Here is an 18,034-nt window from a genome sequence, read left to right as displayed (position 1 = left end):
TATGTTAAGTAAAGACTTATTAGAAGCATTAAATGACCAAATGAACCACGAGTATTTCGCAGCACATGCATATATGGCAATGGCGGCATATTGTGATGATAAATCATACGAAGGATTTGCTAACTTCTATATCCAACAAGCTAAAGAAGAACGCTTCCACGGTAAAAAAATCTATGACTATATCAATGATCGTGGAGAACGTGCGGAATTCAGAGCAATTCCTGCACCAAAAACTGAGTTCAACTCTATCTTAGAAACATTCAAAGATGGTTTAGCTCAAGAACAAGACGTAACACGTCGTTTCTACAACTTATCTGAAATTGCTCAAAAAGATAAAGACTATGCTACAATTTCATTCTTAAATTGGTTCTTAGATGAACAAGTAGAAGAAGAAGCTACATTTGAAACTCACATCGATTACTTAACTCGTATCGGTGACGATTGCAACACATTATACTTATATGAAAAAGAACTTGCATCTCGTTCATTCAACGAAGAATAAGTTTAAATTTAATTTAAAAATTAATGCATAAATTTAACCCGTATTACTCTCCCCCACAGTTTGGAGTAATACGGGTTATTTTGTGTGCAACTTTCTGTTATTTTAAGCGATATTAAGCTAAACTAACAACATCTTTAATTAAAGAAAGGAGCCGTATATGTCTAGTAATTCATTTGTAGCACTCGATTTTGAAACAGCTAATGGTAAGCGTACTAGTATTTGTTCAGTTGGTATGGTGAAAGTAGTTGATAATGAAATCATAGAATCATTCTATACGCTAGTAAATCCATTTGATTACTTTTCAAAAACAAATATAGCTGTCTATGGCATAAAGCCTGAAGATGTTAAAGATGCGCCTAGCTTTGCATATGTCTATCCTTATATGTTGCAATTCATTGACGAGCTTCCTGTGGTAGCGCATAATGCAGCGTTTGATATGAATGTGCTACATCAAAGTTTAAAGCAATTAAAAATAGAAACGCCTTCTTTAATGTATTTCTGTTCTTATCAATTAGCTAAACGCACAATTAGCGCTTATCGCTATGGCTTAAAGCATTTAATGAACCATTATAAATTGGATTTCCATGGGCATCATGATGCACTGAACGATGCGAAAGCATGCGCCATGATTACGTTTAGATTGTTAAAACACTATGATAATCTGGATAGTATGTTACAGATTTATGGTAAAAATTTAAAAGATAAAGGTTGATATCTAAGACTAGAGTCAAATTTGTCTTATAAAACGATAAACCTTTATCTTCTAAATAAAATCATATATGGTCATATTTTGATATGTGGCTTGTTCTAAGTTTCCGACTGTTACTCCGATTAAGCGAATAGGTACATCCGGATCTTTTAATTCATTATACAAATCATATGCCACGTTATAAATGTCTGTTTCACTACTTACCATTTCTCTTAAACTACGTTGTTTGGAGAATGTTTCATATTTATGGGTCTTAATCTTTACAGTTACTGTACTGCCAGACTTTTGTAGTTTAGCTAAGCGTTCTGCCGTCTTACTTGATAACTCCCACACTTTCCTTAGAATCTCATCATCATCGTTCACATCTGTTGAGAAGGTGCGCTCAGTACCTACAGATTTGCGAATACGCGTGGCTTTAACTTCACTGTTATCGATGCCTCTCGCTTTGTTGTATAGTCCTCTTCCTTTTTTACCAAACCAGCGAATTAATTCGAACTCTGATTTCTCATACAAATCTTTTCCAGTATAAATCTCATGTTCATGCATAATCTTCTTCGACGCTTTTCCGACACCGGGAAACTCCCCAATATCCAACTTCATAAGAATATCATGCACATTATTATAATCAATGACCATCATGCCATTCGGCTTATTCATCCCACTCGCCAGTTTAGCCAAATACTTATTATATGAGACGCCCGCTGAAGAGGTTAACCCCGTTTTTTCGAAAATGTCTCGACGAATAAAGGCAGCAATTTTAGAAGCCGGCATATCTGGTCTCACTAAATGAGTAATATCTAAATACGCTTCATCTAAAGCAAGCGGTTCAACAACATCTGTATAGCTTTTAAAAATATTCATAATAATACCAGAAGCTTCACGATACGCATCAAAACGCGCTCTAACATAATAACCATTAGGACATAGTTTATGCGCTTGAGACATCGGCATGGCAGAATGAACGCCATATTTACGTGCCTCATAAGATGCTGTCGACACTACACCACGGTTACTTGCTTTTCCTCCTACGATTACAGGTTTCCCACGTAGCTTAGGATTATCTCTCATTTCGACTTGTGCGTAAAAACAATCCATATCGATATGCACAATACGTCTTTCTGCCATCATGTCCCTCCTTTTCCTGAAAATAAAAATAAAAAAAGCCTCGATACAATTATACTGCGTCTATGAGTAAAACTCATGAGATGTGCATAGTACGATTGTATTGAGACTTAACTTATATTATTCGTAATCATTCTGAGCTTGGAATGGTTGATAGTGATACATATATAAACCTTCGTCAGTGGCTTGAACGTATTTGAATTTATTAATTAACACGATACCTACTAAATATAAATCAAGTAAACAATAACCAATATGTATACTTAACATAAAGATAATCGATGAGTAAGAATAAAAACTAAATAAAACCATTAAAGCAGCAGTAATCATAATCGCTGGAGCTAACATAATTGTACAAAATTGCCATTTATTGAAGTACTTTTTCGAAATATGAATTAATAAAATTCCTTTTTTATATTTAAAATGAGGTTTCTCCCCTTTTGAAAAAACATAAAAAGAAAAACGATGGATTAATTCATGTATAGCTAGGACGATACCAAAGCCTAATAACCCAAATACTATATTAGTTAAAAATGATTGTTCGATCACTTTTGTAAATGAAAAAGCCCATTTATATGTTAGTAAAATTGCAAATAATATAACGACGATTTGTATGGCAATAAACTTCGATAAGTTTAATCGGTTATGATTTAAATCGATTTTATGCACAATTATGACCCCCTATCCCTCTTAATTCATTCATAGTATACATGGACAAATAAAAGAAAAAAAGTATTTTTTTGTAAATTAAACACTCTGTAATCATTTCTTAATATTAATCAAACTAGATTGAATATGAAAGAAGAATTAACCACTTCTAAAAAGATAAAAATTGTTTATTTATCTTCTTTTCTTTCAAATAAAGCAACCGTTTCAATGTGTGTTGTTTGAGGGAACATGTCCACTGGTGTAATCTCTTTTAAGTCATAACTAGAGGCTAAAATTTGTGCATCTCGTTGTTGTGTAGAAGGATTACAAGAAATATAAACAATACGTTTCGGGTTAAGTGCTAGAAGTGTTTGTAAGAAGGTTTCATCGCATCCTTTTCTGGGAGGATCGACCATGACTACATCTGGTTTAATTCCTTGTTGTTTCCATTCTATAATGACTTCCTCTGCTTTACCACAGACAAAAGTCGTATTATCAAATCCGTTTAAGGTCGCATTTTGCTTGGCATCTTTAATTGCTGATGGCACAACTTCCACTCCGTATACATGTTTAGCTACTGGTGCCATGTATAAACCAATTGTGCCAATTCCACAATAAGTATCAAGCACTGTTTCTTGTCCATTTAATTGTGCATACTCAATGGCTTTTCCATATAATTTTTCCGTCTGACTTGAGTTAATTTGATAGAACGATTGGTCACTAATTTTGAAGGTAATATCACTTAATGAATCAATAATTTTATCTTTGCCATATAATGTAATAGATTGTTGTCCCATAATCACATTAGAATGGCTATCATTAATATTTTGTTTAATACTCGTTATGTTTGGAAACGTGTGAGTTAACTTTTCAACTAATAATTGAGCCTGTTTAAATTTAGAACCGTTCGTCACAAAAATAACCATCATTTCATCTGTATAATGCCCTGTACGAATAACTAAATGTCTTAATAGTCCTTTCTTAGTACGCTCATTATATATACTTATATTGAAATCAATAAGCCACTGTTTAACATGATTCATAATCTCTTGATGTTGCTGATCTTGAATCAAACAACTATCCATATCAATGATGTCATGACTTCTTTGACGATAATATCCCATAATAGTGTGATTATCTTTATTTTTCCCAATAGGTAATTGTGATTTATTTCTATAACGCCATGGGTCTTCCATACCTATCGTGTCATTGATTAACGTCTCGTTAAACTGCGCTTTTCTATGGAAAAGATTTACCACTTGTTCTTTCTTCATAGCGAGTTGCGCTTCATATGTCATATGTTGTAATTGACATCCTCCACACTTCCAATAATATTTACAAGGAGGTTCAACTCGGTCTTCGCTCGCTTGTTTAACTTCAAGCAATTTTCCAATAGCGAAATTCTTCTTCACTTTAATAATTTTAAATTCTATTTCCTCATTAATTAGCGCATTTGGAATAAATACAGGATAGCGGTCAAATTTAACGACGCCGTGACCTTCATGCGTTAAGTCGACTACATGTCCCTGTTTTATGTCGTTTTTCTTTAATGCTTCCACTCTTTTTCACCCCACATGAAAAAGAGGTTTGAGTAGCTTAATATAGGTGATGATACTTCCCCTGTGTTGTCAAACTATGACTCAACCTCTTCTTAATATTTATTAAATTATTTAATTTTCACTTTTATGTCGTTCGGCTTTTTGACCTTACTTAATGTTCCACGTCATCTTGTTGGTCTTCAGTTAACTCTTCATTGTGAATATCTTTAGGCGTACATACTTCAATATGACGTTTTAAATTTAAGAAATTAGCTGGTAATTTACCACCATATTCTCCGTCTACATTTAGTTGCATTTCTGTAAATGAAGATATATTGATAGATTTTGCTTTTTCATAAATCACTTTCGGATGTTTCGTATGTTCCCCTCTTGATGCTAATGTCATGATATGCCCTAGTTCTGCTAGGTTAGCTTTTTCAACGATAATTAAAGTAAAATGTCCGTCGTCTAGCTTAGCGTCTGGTACTAACTTTTCAAAGCCAGCCATAGAATTAGTTAATCCTAATAAAAATAGTAATGCTTCACCTTGGAAGACATTATCATCATATTCAATTCTTAAGTCGACTGCCTTCATTTGAGGTAACATTTCGAAACCTTTTATGTAATACGCAAATGGTCCTACAATGGATTTCAAACGACTAGGTGTTTCATAAGAGACTTGAGTCAATTTCCCACCAGCTGCTAGATTGATAAAATAGCGATTATTCATTTTACCAATATCTACTTTCGTCGTATGATTCTCTATTATTACATCTACAGCTCCCATAATGTCACTTGGCAAATGTAAAGCGCGACCGAAATCATTTACTGTACCCATTGGTATAATGCCGAGTTTGGGACGATTTGGTTGTTCTGCAATCCCATTTACGACTTCATTTAAAGTACCATCGCCACCTGCAGCAATAAGAATATCATAATTTTGTTTCAGTGCACGTTCCGCTTCAAGTGTAGCGTCGCCTTCCCTTTCAGTTGCGTATGCACTTGTTTCATAGCCTGCACGTTCTAATTTTATTAAAACATCTGGTAAAGTTCGCTTAAACATTTCCTTTCCAGAAGTTGGATTATAGATGATTCTTGCACGTTTTCTCATAAATTATCCCTCAACTTTTTTTACATACACTTATATTAAATGATTTAGGAGTGAGATAAAAGTATTTCATCCAATTATCTTAATCAAGATTATTTAAAAATTATAAAATTTATAAAAAAACAAAAAATCCACCTCAAATGATGGGAATAGGACATAAGGTTTGTCTTCCTTTTATCATGAGATGGATTTTTATAGAATTAATTTTATCGTTTATCTAATTCTTGTTTTAAAATTTGGTTTACTTTTTGTGGATTAGCTTGGCCTTTAGACGCTTTCATGATTTGACCGACTAAGAAGCCCATTGCTTTACCTTTACCATTTTTATAATCTTCTACAGATTGTGGGTTATTATCTAAAGCTTCAGTAACAAATTTAGTTAAAGTAGCCTCATCTGAAATTTGTACTAAACCTTTATCTTCCATGATTTGTTTAGCATCTCCACCATTTTCAGCTAATTCTGGGAAGACTTTCTTAGCAATTTTACTACTCATTGTGCCATCTTCAATAAGTTTAATCATTCCTGCTAAGTTTTCAGGTGTTAATTTAGTATCTTCTAAATCAACTTGATTTTTATTAAGATACTCATTCACACCACCCATTAACCAGTTAGAAGTTAATTTAACGTCAGCACCGTGCTCGATAGCACCTTCAAAGAAGTCTGACATTTCTTTAGTAAGTGTTAATACATGTGCATCGTATTCAGGTAAACCTAATTCGTTTACATACTTCGCTTTACGTTCGTCTGGTAATTCTGGAATAGTTTGACGTACGCGTTCTTTCCACTCGTCATCTACGTATAAAGGTACGATATCTGGTTCTGGGAAGTAACGATAGTCATCTGATCCTTCTTTTACACGCATAAGAATTGTTTTACCAGTAGATTCATCGAAACGACGAGTTTCTTGTCCGATTGTTCCACCATTTAATAATTCTTCTTCTTGACGTTTTTCTTCATATTCTAAACCTTTTCTTACATAGTTAAATGAGTTAAGGTTTTTCAATTCAGTTTTAGTACCGAATTCTTTTTGACCATATGGACGTAATGAAATGTTGGCATCACAACGTAATGAACCTTCTTCCATCTTACAGTCAGAAACGCCAGTGTATTGAATGATTGAACGTAATTTTTCTAAGTAAGCATATGCTTCTTTAGGTGAACGAATATCTGGTTCAGATACGATTTCGATTAATGGTGTACCTTGACGGTTTAAGTCAACTAAAGAGTAACCATCTTTATGTGTTGATTTACCAGCATCTTCTTCCATGTGAAGACGAGTAATACCAATACGTTTAGTTTCACCATCTACTTCAATATCAATATATCCATTTTCACCAATTGGTTGGTCAAATTGAGAAATTTGATAAGCTTTTGGATTATCTGGATAGAAATAGTTTTTACGGTCAAATTTAGAATGTGTAGCAATATCCATGTTAAGTGCCATTGATGCACGCATAGCCCAGTCTACAGCTCTTCTATTAACAACTGGTAAAACACCTGGATATGCTAAATCAATAACATTAGTATTTGAGTTAGGTTCAGCTCCAAAGTGTGCTGGTGATGGAGAGAACATTTTTGAGTCTGTTTTCAACTCAACGTGAACTTCAAGTCCGATAACTGTTTCAAAATGCATTATTTCCACTCCTTATAATTTTTCGTATGCGTCATGTAAATTGAATTGTGTTTCATATTGATATGCAACACGGTATAACGTTTTTTCATCAAAAGGCTTACCGATGAATTGTAAACCGATTGGACGTCCGTTTGCTTGGCCACAAGGAACAGAAATACCTGGTAGACCCGCTAAGTTAACAGGCGTAGTTAATAAGTCATTAGTATACATTGTTATAGGATCATCGATTTCGTCGCCTAAGTTGAATGCAGTTGTTGGTGCAGTAGGACCTACTACAACATCATAATCTTCAAATACTTTATCAAAGTCATTTTTAATTAATGTTCTTACTTTTTGAGATTTTTTGTAGTATGCATCATAGTAACCAGAACTTAATGCAAACGTACCTAAGAAGATACGGCGTTTTACTTCATCGCCAAATCCTTCTGATCTAGACATTTTGTATAATTCTTCTAACGTTTGTGCTTCTTTAGAGTGGTAACCATATCTAATACCATCGAAACGAGCTAAGTTAGCTGATGCTTCAGATGATGCGATAACATAATATGAAGGAATACCATATTTAGTGTTTGGTAATGAAACTTCTTCTACGTCAGCGCCTAAAGATTTTAAAGTTTCAACAGCATTTTTAACTGCTTCTTTAACGTCTTCGCTTACACCTTCACCTAAATATTCTTTAGGTAATGCAATTTTTAGACCTTTAATGTCTTTACCAATTTCTGATGTGAAATCTACATCTTCTACTGGTGCACTTGTTGAATCGTGTTCATCAACACCTGAAATGGCTTCTAAAACTAAAGCATTATCTTTAACGTTACGTGTGATTGGTCCAATTTGGTCTAATGATGAAGCGAATGCTACAAGACCGAAACGTGATACACGACCATATGTTGGTTTCATACCTACTACACCACAGTAAGCTGCAGGTTGTCTGATTGAACCACCTGTATCTGAACCTAAACTAAATGGTACTAAACCAGCTGCAACTGCTGCTGCAGAACCACCTGAAGAACCACCTGGTACTGCTGAATGATCAAATGGGTTTACTGTTTTTTTGAAGTAAGATGTTTCTGTTGAACCACCCATTGCGAATTCATCCATGTTTAATTTACCAATTAACACGGCATTTTCATTATTTAATTTATTCATTACAGTAGATTCATAGATAGGCACGAAACCTTCTAACATTTTACTAGCACATGTTGTTTCAACGTCTTTAGTAATAATGTTATCTTTGATACCCATTGGAATACCAAATAATTTACCTTCGATTTGGCCTTTAGCTTGCAACTCATCTAGCTCTTCAGCTTTTTTGATTGCATTTTCTTTATCTAAAGCTAAAAATGATTTAACAGTTGGATCAGTTTCTTCAATTGCATCATAAATATCTTTAACAATTTCAGAAGGTTTGATCTCGTTGTTTTTAATCATTTCTGATAATTTTTCAACTGATTCATAGCGAATACTCATCTTAAGCGTCCTCCTCATTCATGATAGCTGGTACTTTAAATTGACCATCTTCTGTTTCTTTAGCATTTTTTAATGCAAGTTCTTGAGGAATGCCCTCGATTGCTTTGTCATCACGTAACACATTTTGTAAATCTAATACATGATAAGTTGGCTCAACACCTTCTGTAACAGCTGTATCATTTTGTTTCGCAAAATCTAAGATACTTTCAAGCGTGTTAGCCATAATTTCTGTTTCTTCTTCAGAAATTTGAAGTCTTGCTAAATGTGCTATATGTTCAACTTCTTCGCGTGTAACTTTAGTCATTAATTAAAAAGCCTCCTTATTACTCATTCATCATAAAATTGTATCAAATTTCCGATGAAAAATCTAAATATTTCTCATAATTCATATTGGTATAGTGCTTAATCTCGCTTTTTTTGAAAATTAACTAAGTATAACTCTACTTCTTTATGTAACTTATTTAAAATTATTCATAATTCAAATACTTTATAAAGGTTTAAATAATATAAATTATGCAATTAAAGTATAAACATTCATTAATTAGATTTTATTTAAGAAAACGCTTACTAACTAATGTTAAAAGTTAATTAGTACACATTTTCTAAAATAATACTTCTCTAATGTATTCATTATAATGTATAATATTACATGTAACTAATTTAATTTATAGGTGCAGTTATTCATAATCTATTGAAACTAAATATTTTATAAGCATTCACCTAAAAAGAATAAAGGGGGTATAAAGATGTTTACTTTGGGAGCAAGTTTAAGCAGTCATGTTAACACAGATTGGCAAACTTATATCATGATTGCGATTTATTTTATTATTTTATTAGTTATTGGCTATTATGGTTACAAACAAGCCACAGGTAATTTAAGTGAATATATGTTGGGCGGGAGAAGCATTGGTCCCTACATTACTGCATTATCTGCAGGCGCCTCTGATATGAGTGGTTGGATGATTATGGGACTACCAGGTTCAGTTTATAGCACTGGCCTATCAGCAATATGGATTACTATTGGTCTTACACTTGGTGCTTATATTAACTATTTAGTAGTCGCACCACGTTTAAGAGTGTATACAGAAATCGCTGGAGATGCTATCACGCTTCCAGACTTTTTCAAAAATCGTCTAAATGATAAACAAAACATTATCAAAATTATTTCTGGTCTCATCATTGTCGTATTCTTTACTTTATATACGCATTCTGGATTTGTTTCTGGAGGTAAATTATTCGAAAGCGCATTTGGATTAAATTATCATTTCGGTTTAATCTTAGTAGCGGTCATCGTGATACTTTATACTTTCTTTGGAGGATATTTAGCTGTATCTATCACTGACTTCTTCCAAGGGGTAATCATGTTAATAGCAATGGTCATGGTGCCTATCGTAGCAATGATGCAACTTAATGGTTGGGATACGTTTCACCGTGTTGCTGAAATGAAACCAACAAATATGGATTTATTTAGAGGTACTACATTTTTAGGTATCATTTCACTTTTTGCTTGGGGGCTTGGTTATTTTGGACAGCCTCATATTATCGTTCGATTTATGTCTATCAAATCACATAAATTATTACCAAAAGCTCGTCGTCTAGGTATTAGCTGGATGGCTGTAGGTCTTTTAGGTGCAGTAGGCGTTGGTTTAACAGGTATTGCCTTTATTTCTGATAATCATATTAAAATGGAAGATCCAGAAACGTTATTTATTATTATGAGCCAAATTCTATTCCATCCATTAGTTGGTGGATTCTTATTAGCAGCTATCCTTGCTGCCATTATGAGCACAATTTCATCTCAACTATTAGTTACTTCAAGTTCATTAACTGAAGACTTTTATAAACTATTTCGTGGTGAAGAACGAGCTAATACTCATCAGAAAGAATTCGTGTTAGTTGGCCGTTTATCTGTATTAGCAGTAGCGATTGTAGCAATTGCGATTGCTTGGTCTCCAAATGACACGATACTTAACTTAGTTGGTAATGCTTGGGCAGGCTTCGGTGCTTCATTCAGTCCACTTGTTCTTTTCTCTTTATACTGGAAAAAGTTAACACGTGCTGGCGCTGTAAGTGGTATGGTCGCTGGTGCCCTAGTCGTGATTGTTTGGATAGTATGGATTAAACCTTTAGCTAATATCAACGAGTTATTCGGTATGTATGAAATCATTCCTGGTTTCTTAGCTAGTGTCATCGTAACTTATGTTGTCAGCTTATTAACTCAATCACCTGGTGAATTTGTAAAACGAGATTTAGATAAAGTTAAATCAATCGTAAGAGAAAAATAAATACTCAAATATTAAATAATGAGACTCAGAATTGAAGCTTTCATTAATAAAATATGTAAATTCATTTTTGTAAGGTACTTAGTTAGTTTAATGATTCTCATTAAATTATACGAAAGTACCTTATTTTTAAAGTATGCATATTTAAAATTACATATTAATAATGTAAGAAATTCTAAAGATGAACTACGAATGACGTTGTGTGACACCTGAGAGGTTTACGTTTAATGATGAACGTAAGTAGTTCTAAGATGAATAACGAATGGCGTTGCGCGACTCTTGGCATTTTTTTATATTGAACACAAGTGCCCGTGTACTTGCGTAAGGCGTTCTAAGATAGATAACGAAACGTAGTTGTGTAGACTCCTAGGGGAGCAGTGCCAGTCGAAGACTACAGGCTGAGACGGCACCCCTGGAAAGCTTAGCAACTTAAGTGAGTGAACATCTATCTAAGAACGCCTTTATAATTCTACAAGCTTAAGCCTTTCCCGCAAGAAAGCGTCGCAACAAAATGAGTAACATTCATCTAAGAACTACTTTACAAGACCAAGGCTCGACCCAGCCCCCTAGGCAAGCATCTCAACTAAAGTGCAATGACAATCCATTTAAGAACTGCTTTACAAGACTACGGCTCGATCCAATCCCATAGACAAGCGAGTCGACAAAACAAAGTATTGTAAATAAAGAAGCCAGTAAATGGGTTTTATAAATTCATTTACTGGCTATTTTTATGAATAATTTTCTAAACTTACTTCATTAATTATCATAAATATGAACTTGTGGTTCTTTATCATCTTTAGTTTTTGTAATTAAAGCACGCGCATTATTACCGTCTTTAATACGAATTTCATAGCTATCAATATTGTCAAAATATTTTTCAGCTTGTGTAGTCACATATTGCGTAATGCCAATTGTTTCAGCTTGACCATAATAATCAATTGGTAAATCAATCGTTAATTGTTGTGGCTTTTTATCAACAAATTTGATTTTCCCTACTGCTTGAGTAAAGTTAGTGAAATATGACTGCAAATTATTATTAAATTGTTTGAAGTTATTATTTAAGTTTTCATCATACTTCTCAGCAGTCGCAGAAGGTAATAATGTTGATACTTCATTAATTTTATTCCACTTACTGATTTTAGTTTGATCATCATCTACCACTGTATTTGCGATAAATTCACCAGGTGTAATTGAATCTTGACCTGATTGTTTATAAATAGCAAATTGAATAGGAATATTTTTTAAATCATCATTAGCGCGTAATCGCGTTAACATTTCAGATGCCATCGCTTTACCTTGTTTTTCAATCTCTTTATCATCAAGGTCTTTACTATACGTTGGTCCATCTTTTTCTTTTTGATAATAATATACACTATTCATAGCTAATCCAATTGTCATACCTTTAATGTTAGAACCTTTAGTATCATTACTATCATAGAAATCTTGTTCTAAAATATTCGATAAATAGGCAGGAGAATTGTCAGCAATTTTTTCTGGTTTCGTTTCTCCATCATGAGAAGGGTTTAAACCTAAATTCTGATTTGCTTTTTTAGATTTTTTCTCACTTTCACTCATTTTATCGATTTCTTTTTTAGAATACTTAGGACTTAAATAAGCATTAATCGTATCTTTATTTAAATACTGACCATCTTGATATAAGTATTTATCTGTAGGAAAGGCTTCTTTACTTAGGTTTAGTAAGCCATGTTCAAAGTCTCCCCCATTATAGCTATTTGCCATATTATCTTGTAAGACACCACGTGCTTGACTTTCTTTAAATGGTAAGATTGTTCTGTAATTATCGCCTTGAACATTTTTATCGGTAGCGATTGTTTTAACATTATTTGAATTTGATTGTGTATCTTGTTGCTTATTAACTGATTGATCATTTTTATTACTATTACCGTTGCCACATGCCGCTAATAGCACGAGCGAAATTATAACTAATAGTAGTGTCCGCTTCATTGCCGTACTCCTCTAACCTGATATTTCATTTTGTTTCGCTACAAATTGGTCTTCAGTCCAAACTGTTGTGCCAAATTTTTCTGCTTTGGTTAATTTTGAACCTGCATCCTCGCCAGCAATGACTATGTCAGTGCTTTTAGTCACACTACTTGTAACTTTTGCTCCTTGCATTTCCAACCAAGCCGTCGCTTCTTTACGTGTCATTTGTTGTAGCTTTCCTGTTAACACTATTGTTTTATCTTTAAAATCAGGATGCCCTTCTATTTCACTAGATTTGACACCTTTATACTTCATATTAACATTCTTATGCTTAAGTTTTTCAATTAATTCTTTAATATCTTCATTTTCAAGATAAGTAACAACGGATTGCGCTAATTTATCACCAATGTCATGGATACTTACCAATTCTTCTTCTGTTACTTCAAGCAAACGGTCCATCGTTTCATATTTCTCAGCAAGGACTTGGCTTGCTTTAGCGCCTAAATGACGAATACCTAAGCCAAATAATAGATGTTCCAATGAATTCGATTTAGACATTTCAATAGCATTTAACAGATTATCTACTTTCTTAGCGCCCATGCGTTCTAAAGGTAATAAATCATCTTTAGTAAGATAGAAGATATCCGCAACATCTTTAATTAGATGATTATGATAAAGTTGTTGGATAATCTTTGTACCTAAACCATCAATATTCATCGCTTGTCGTGAAACGAAGTGAATAAGACCTTCAACTAATTGTGCTTGGCATTGAGGATTAATACAACGTAGTGCAACTTCTCCTTCAATACGTACAAGTTCGTGTCCACAACTTGGGCAATGCGTCGGCATATGGTATGGCACGGCGTCTTCAGGACGACGGTCAATGACACTGCGTACGACTTCTGGAATGATGTCACCAGCTTTTTTCACAACGACACTGTCTCCGATACGAATATCACGTTCTTTAATTAAATCTTCATTGTGAAGTGATGCTCTTGAAACAGTTGTTCCTGCAACGCGGACTGGGTCTAAAATAGCTGTAGGTGTCACCACACCTGTACGTCCAATACTTAACTCAATGTCTTGTAACTTAGTAATTACTTCTTCTGCTGGGAATTTATAAGCAATTGCCCATCTTGGTGATTTCTGTGTATAGCCCATTTCATCTTGTTGTTCTAAGTCATTAACTTTAATTACAATACCATCTATATCATAAGGTAAATTTTCACGTTGCTCTGTCCATTTTTTAATATATTCTAATACGCCTTCTATATCAGCAACGCGTTCACGTTCATGATTGGTTTTAAATCCTAAGCGATCTAATTCATCTAACGCCCCACTTTGCGTTGTAGCTTCAAAATCAGTAAAATCATTGACGCTATATAAGAATACACTCAATTTACGTTTTGCTGCTAACTTAGGATCTAATTGTCTTAATGAACCTGCAGCTGCGTTTCGAGGGTTGGCAAATGGCTGTTCCTCATTCTTTTCTTTTTCTTCATTTAAAGCCATAAATGAACTTCGTGGCATATAAGCTTCACCACGTACTTCGAAATTTAAAGGTTCTTTAATTTTTAGAGGTATCGCATGAATGGTACGTAGGTTTTCTGTTATATCTTCACCTGTTGTTCCATTACCACGTGTTAATCCTTGCACAAAGCGTCCGTCTACATATTTCAGTGACACAGCTAAACCATCAATTTTTAATTCACACATATATTCAACTTGTCCGATTTGTTCACGGATACGTGCATCGAAACGTCGTAATTCTTCTTCATTGAAGGCGTTCCCCAAACTAAGCATTGGTGTATCATGATCAACCTTTTCAAAAGAAGATTGAGCTTCTCCTCCTACACGTACAGTTGGTGAATCAGCAGTTTTGTATTCAGGATGTGCCTCTTCAATATCTATTAATTCGCGCAATAATTTATCATATTCGCTATCAGGAACTGAAGGATTATCTTGCACGTAATATTCATAACTATATTGATTTAATAAATCATGTAGTTCATTAACACGTTGTTGGATGTTTTCCATTCATTAATCCTCCTTTTTAGTAATTGGGGCAAATTGGGCTAAGAGTCGTTTAGGACCTTCAGATTTGAAGATAATATCTAATTCGACTGAGCCATTTTTCTCACTTACATTACTTACCATACCCTCTCCCCAAGATTTATGCGTCACTTTATCGCCAACTTTCCAGTCTGAAGCGGATACTTGTTTTTTAGATGATGTTGTACGTTTACTAAATCCACGTTTAGCTGGCGCTTTTGATTTAGGAGTAATAACTTGTCGTTGTTGTTTCGCAGGCTTTTCTAATAAATCTTCAGGTATTTCTCGTAAGAAACGTGATGGCATATTTGATTGGGAACGTCCGAATAACATACGTGATGTTGCGTGAGTAATATATAATACTTCTTCTGCACGCGTAATTGCTACATAACAGATACGGCGTTCCTCTTCCATTTCATGCTCATCATCGCTCTTAATTGCTCGAATATGTGGGAATAATGATTCCTCCATACCCATGAGGAAGACGATTGGAAACTCTAAACCTTTTGCAGAGTGCATTGTCATTAGTGTCACACCATTTTCAATTTGCGCTTCATCAATATCTGCCACTAATGATAAATCTGTTAAAAAGTTAATCAATGATTGTTCTTCAAGTGGTGTATTCTCTTCATAGTCTTTAGGTACTGACATAAACTCATCGATATTTTCTAAGCGTGAACGTGATTCAATCGATTGCTCACGTTCTAACATTTGACGATAACCTGATTTATCAAGGATTTCATCTACAATTTCACTAATTTCAAGAAACTCTTGTTCTTTGATTAAGTTTTGAATAAGTTCATAGAATTGAATACATTCTTGTGTAACCTTTTTAGAAAGACCAATAAAATCAACTTCGCCTAATGCGTCAAACATACTGATATTATTATCCATTGCGTAGCGTTGAATCTTCTCAACTGAAGATGGACCAATACCACGTTTAGGGACATTAATAATACGTTGTAAACTAATGTCATCATTGCTATTAGCGACAATGCGTAAATAACTTAATAAGTCTTTAATCTCTTTACGGTCATAGAACTTTTGACCCCCTACCATTGTGTAAGGAATATTCGATTTCATAAATGTTTCCTCTAGTACACGAGATTGGGCATTTGTTCTATACAGAATAGCCATGTCGCTATAATCTTTACCTAATTTGCGATGTTTAATGATTTCGCGTACTACATATTCCGCTTCATCACGCTCTGTCATCGCTTCATAATATTTAATCTTTTCCCCACCAGTATTAGCTGTCCATAATCCTTTAGGCTTACGTTCTGTGTTATTTTTAATAACTTCATTGGCAGCTGTTAATATCGTCTTAGTTGAACGGTAGTTTTGTTCTAGGAAAATGGTCTTAGCTTCAGGATAGTCTTCTTCGAAAGATAAAATATTTTGGATATCGGCACCACGCCAACCATAAATAGATTGGTCAGAGTCACCTACTACACATAGATTTTTAAATTTACTTGCTAGTAATTTAACAAGTGTATATTGTGCTTTGTTAGTATCTTGATATTCGTCTACGTGAATATATTGGAATTTATTTTGATAATATTCTAATGCATCTGGCACACGTTCAAATAAACGAATGGTCTTCATGATTAAGTCATCAAAATCTAATGCTTCGTTTCGTGATAATTGGCGTTGATAACCACTATAAACTGTCGCTACCATTTGTGAATGGAAATCATTTGCTTCATTCATCGCATCTTCAGGTGTCTTTAATTCATTTTTCAAATTACTAATTGCGCCAATGAACATGCGCGGTTCAAAACGCTTGCTATCAATATTTTCATTTTTCAAGACATCTTTGATAACAGATTTTTGATCGGTAGGATCAATAATTGTAAAGTTACGTTCTATACCAATACGGTCAGCATCACGTCTTAATATCTTCACACACATTGAGTGGAAGGTAGACATCCAGATCACTTGTGCCTCTTCTCCTACTAAATGTTCTACACGCTCTTTCATTTCTTTTGCTGCTTTATTTGTAAAAGTGATTGCTAATATGTTGTAAGGAGAAACATCTTTTTCATCTAATAAATAAGCGATTCGATGCGTTAATACTCTTGTTTTACCAGAACCAGCGCCGGCCATAATAAGCAATGGTCCTTCAGTCGTTCTTACAGCTTCACTTTGCTCTTTATTCATGTTTGCTACTAATGAATTCATTTATTAGACTCCTTTTTTATTTTTACAGTTTTTAATGCTTTTTTAATATCAGAATAAATTATATTACCTACTACAATAGTATCAGCAATATCTTTCATTTCCTTAGCTTCTTCTAATGAACTAATACCGCCACCATAGAATAACTGAGTCGTTGATAACATTTGAGATGCTGCTTTCACTTGTTCAACATCTCCATATGTACCACTATATTCAATATACATAACTGGTAATTTGTACATATCATTTACCATTTGTGCATATGCTTCAATATCTTCTGTAGTTAACTCTGTCTCTGACTGTGTCACTTGTGCTACTTTGCTTTCTGCATTAAGCACCAAGTAACCTTCAAATATGACTTCATCGAAATTAATCATATGACCATATTCTTTTAACGCTTTATGTAAAATGCCATTGTGATACTTAGTATCTTTACTGTTCAATACAGTTGGTACAAAGTAAAAATCGAAGCCAGGCATAATACTTTCTAAATTTGAAATTTCAAGCACTAATGGTAATGGATATCGTCTCACTCTACTCATTAAATGAATGACATTATCCTCAGTGATATCATCTGTACCACCAATCATTATTGCATCAGTTTCAGACATACAAAGTGCTTCTAAATCCTTGTCACTAATATCCTTTGCGGGATCAAGTTTAAACACATGTTGCCACTCTTTAATGTCGTACATATATCCATAACTCCTTTTTTTAACATACACTAAATTATAGCATTTTTAATCTTTGAGTTCTAAATAGATTCCTCGGCTTTTTATAGGAAAAATAAAATTTAAATTTTTGAACAAGAAGGCATTAATTAAGGCTGAGACACAAAGTCTCAGCC

At 33.9% G+C, this 18,034-nt stretch carries 14 protein-coding genes; 3 read left to right on the top strand and 11 right to left on the bottom strand.

The genetic code is table 11. From position 1 onward, the window contains the following. Position 1: 1 nt before the first annotated feature. The gene (gene ftnA / locus CD127_RS04250) at positions 2-502 is read left to right on the top strand and encodes an H-type ferritin FtnA (protein WP_103365883.1); all 501 of its coding nucleotides are present in this window, start codon (positions 2-4) and stop codon (positions 500-502) included. 157 nt (positions 503-659) lie between these two features. After that, positions 660-1,214, top strand: coding sequence for a 3'-5' exonuclease (locus CD127_RS04245; protein ID WP_103365882.1), 555 nt, complete (start codon positions 660-662; stop codon positions 1,212-1,214). Between the two features lie 51 nt (positions 1,215-1,265). On the opposite strand, the gene dinB is transcribed toward CD127_RS04245, so the two are convergent. The 7 genes from dinB to gatC all read right to left on the bottom strand — a co-directional run bounded on the left by dinB (position 1,266) and on the right by gatC (position 9,035). After that, on the bottom strand, positions 1,266-2,336 hold the full coding sequence (gene dinB, locus CD127_RS04240; RefSeq protein WP_103365881.1) for a DNA polymerase IV: 1,071 nt from the start codon (positions 2,334-2,336) through the stop codon (positions 1,266-1,268). A gap of 117 nt (positions 2,337-2,453) precedes the next feature. After that, entirely contained in the window at positions 2,454-3,002 is a 549-nt protein-coding gene (locus CD127_RS04235) for a DUF3267 domain-containing protein (protein WP_103298588.1), read from the bottom strand. 167 nt (positions 3,003-3,169) lie between these two features. Further along, positions 3,170-4,540, bottom strand: coding sequence for a 23S rRNA (uracil(1939)-C(5))-methyltransferase RlmD (gene rlmD / locus CD127_RS04230; RefSeq protein WP_103365880.1), 1,371 nt, complete (start codon positions 4,538-4,540; stop codon positions 3,170-3,172). A 151-nt stretch (positions 4,541-4,691) separates the two neighbouring features. Next, complete coding sequence (locus tag CD127_RS04225) at positions 4,692-5,630, bottom strand: diacylglycerol kinase (protein ID WP_103365879.1); 939 nt, start codon at positions 5,628-5,630, stop codon at positions 4,692-4,694. Positions 5,631-5,833: 203 nt separating this feature from the next. Beyond that, positions 5,834-7,261, bottom strand: coding sequence for an Asp-tRNA(Asn)/Glu-tRNA(Gln) amidotransferase subunit GatB (gatB, locus tag CD127_RS04220; RefSeq protein ID WP_103298591.1), 1,428 nt, complete (start codon positions 7,259-7,261; stop codon positions 5,834-5,836). Positions 7,262-7,273: 12 nt separating this feature from the next. Further along, the gene (gene gatA / locus CD127_RS04215) at positions 7,274-8,731 is read right to left on the bottom strand and encodes an Asp-tRNA(Asn)/Glu-tRNA(Gln) amidotransferase subunit GatA (RefSeq protein WP_103365878.1); all 1,458 of its coding nucleotides are present in this window, start codon (positions 8,729-8,731) and stop codon (positions 7,274-7,276) included. A gap of 1 nt (position 8,732) precedes the next feature. After that, entirely contained in the window at positions 8,733-9,035 is a 303-nt protein-coding gene (gene gatC / locus CD127_RS04210) for an Asp-tRNA(Asn)/Glu-tRNA(Gln) amidotransferase subunit GatC (RefSeq protein WP_103298593.1), read from the bottom strand. Positions 9,036-9,477: 442 nt separating this feature from the next. On the opposite strand from gatC, the gene putP reads away from it, so the two are divergent. Then, positions 9,478-11,016 (top strand): sodium/proline symporter PutP, encoded by a 1,539-nt coding sequence (putP, locus tag CD127_RS04205; protein ID WP_103365877.1) that lies wholly within the window; start codon positions 9,478-9,480, stop codon positions 11,014-11,016. Positions 11,017-11,769: 753 nt separating this feature from the next. Here the strand turns inward: putP and CD127_RS04200 are convergent. From CD127_RS04200 to pcrB, 4 genes are read right to left on the bottom strand one after another with little or no spacing between them, the layout of a single operon-like run. Further along, positions 11,770-12,978 (bottom strand): CamS family sex pheromone protein, encoded by a 1,209-nt coding sequence (locus CD127_RS04200; RefSeq protein WP_103365876.1) that lies wholly within the window; start codon positions 12,976-12,978, stop codon positions 11,770-11,772. Positions 12,979-12,990: 12 nt separating this feature from the next. After that, the gene (gene ligA / locus CD127_RS04195) at positions 12,991-14,994 is read right to left on the bottom strand and encodes an NAD-dependent DNA ligase LigA (RefSeq protein WP_103365875.1); all 2,004 of its coding nucleotides are present in this window, start codon (positions 14,992-14,994) and stop codon (positions 12,991-12,993) included. A gap of 3 nt (positions 14,995-14,997) precedes the next feature. Beyond that, positions 14,998-17,190 carry a DNA helicase PcrA gene (pcrA, locus tag CD127_RS04190; RefSeq protein WP_103365874.1) on the bottom strand — a complete coding sequence of 731 codons (2,193 nt, stop codon included), beginning with the start codon at positions 17,188-17,190 and terminating at the stop codon, positions 14,998-15,000. Continuing rightward, positions 17,187-17,882 carry a heptaprenylglyceryl phosphate synthase gene (pcrB, locus tag CD127_RS04185; protein WP_103365873.1) on the bottom strand — a complete coding sequence of 232 codons (696 nt, stop codon included), beginning with the start codon at positions 17,880-17,882 and terminating at the stop codon, positions 17,187-17,189. The genes pcrA and pcrB overlap by 4 nt, the downstream gene beginning before the upstream one ends. Positions 17,883-18,034 lie beyond the last annotated feature (152 nt).

The organism is Staphylococcus petrasii, assembly GCF_002902565.1.
GTDB classification, from domain to species: domain Bacteria; phylum Bacillota; class Bacilli; order Staphylococcales; family Staphylococcaceae; genus Staphylococcus; species Staphylococcus petrasii.
The sequence above is the reverse complement of the archived record's forward strand: the minus strand, read 5'-3'. Positions and strand labels throughout refer to the sequence as shown.